The organism is Vibrio sp. 1249-1 (assembly GCF_033340495.1).
Genome location: NZ_JAWOWJ010000076.1, coordinates 1 through 1257, shown reverse-complemented (window position 1 = coordinate 1257; position 1257 = coordinate 1). Strand labels below are relative to the sequence as shown.

The following is a 1257-nucleotide window of genomic DNA, read 5'->3' as shown; positions in this document are numbered from 1 at the left end:
CTGGTGTACCCCACAAAAAGTAGACAGTACATAACTACATACTTTCGTACTCAACTGGGCTGACGTGCCCCAACGCTGAGTGTCTTCTTCTGCGATTGTAAAATACCTCGATGTATTCGAAGATGCCCATTCGGGCTTCTTCGAGGGTTTGGTAGTCTTCTGCGTATATCAGTTCGACTTTCAGTCGACTGTAGAACGACTCCATCACCGCATTATCCCAACAGTTGCCCTGCCGACTCATGCTCGGTACACCTCCATGCTTGCGCATGAAGTCTTGATATTTATATGCTCTGTATTGTACACCACGGTCCGAGTGGATAATGACGCCTTTAGGCGGCTTACGTGACTCAAACGCCATTTTTAGGGCATTGGTGATGAGCTCGACGGTCATCGTTGTCCCTAACGACCAACCCACAATACGCCTTGAATGCAAGTCCATCACTGTCGCTAAGAAGAGCCAACGGCTCTTCACCCAGATATACGTGATGTCCGTAACCCACTTCTGATTTGGCGTCTCAGACTCAAAGTCTCTTCGCAGTAAATTGTCGGCAACATTCGTCATAGCAGCCACATCCTTGCTGTATTTAAACCCTTTACCATTACGTGCCCTGATACCTTTTTCCTTCATGATATCAGCCACATAATTCACGCAGCAGGCATAGCCTGCTTCGTTGAGCTCTTCGGCTATTCGCACTGAGCCGTAACGTGCCCGATATTGGGCAAAGGTACACATGACGAGCTGTTCAAAGCGCTCTCGCCGCTTTGAACGCTCACTCGGCGTATGATGGCACCACTTATAATAGCCGCCCCGACTCACTTCTAAGGTGCGGCACATTAAGCTAATGGAATACTCACCGACATAGCTTTCGATGAACTCGTACTTCACTCTTGCTGCTTCGCGAAGTACGCCGAGACCTTTTTTAGGAATTCCATTTCATCTTTGAGTCGCTTGTTCTCGCGCCTTAGCGCCCGAAGCTCTTCGGACTCTTTCTTCGAGTAATCGACACCGTCTAAGGTGTTAAACTGTTTATCAGATAGGCGTGTGAACTGGCGCTTCCAGTTTCGGATCTGCTGGGCACTGATGCCCAGCTCCTTGGCAACGGAAACGGCTGTTCGGCCAGGAAGACTGGCCAAGCGGACTGCTTCTTTGCGGAACTCTTCGGTGTACGCTGGATTACGATGTTTAGCCATAAATCACCTCTCAATTAGACCCTAGATCTAACTTAGTAAAGTGTCTACTAAACGTGGGGTACTCGG

At 49.0% G+C, this 1257-nt stretch carries 2 protein-coding genes; both read right to left on the bottom strand.

What is annotated here, in order from left to right:
• Positions 1 to 34: 34 nt before the first annotated feature.
• Positions 35 to 886 carry an IS3 family transposase gene (locus R7Z50_RS24345; RefSeq protein ID WP_053307556.1) on the bottom strand — a complete coding sequence of 284 codons (852 nt, stop codon included), beginning with the start codon at positions 884 to 886 and terminating at the stop codon, positions 35 to 37.
• Positions 883 to 1191, bottom strand: a complete 309-nt coding sequence (locus R7Z50_RS24340) for a transposase (protein ID WP_004413754.1) — start codon at positions 1189 to 1191, stop codon at positions 883 to 885. The genes R7Z50_RS24345 and R7Z50_RS24340 overlap by 4 nt, the downstream gene beginning before the upstream one ends.
• Positions 1192 to 1257: the final 66 nt, after the last annotated feature.

Coding starts and splice junctions, on each gene's coding strand:
- R7Z50_RS24340 (WP_004413754.1), bottom strand. CDS start 1,191: ATGGCTAAACATCGTAATCCAGCGTACACCGAAGAGTTCCGCAAAGAA.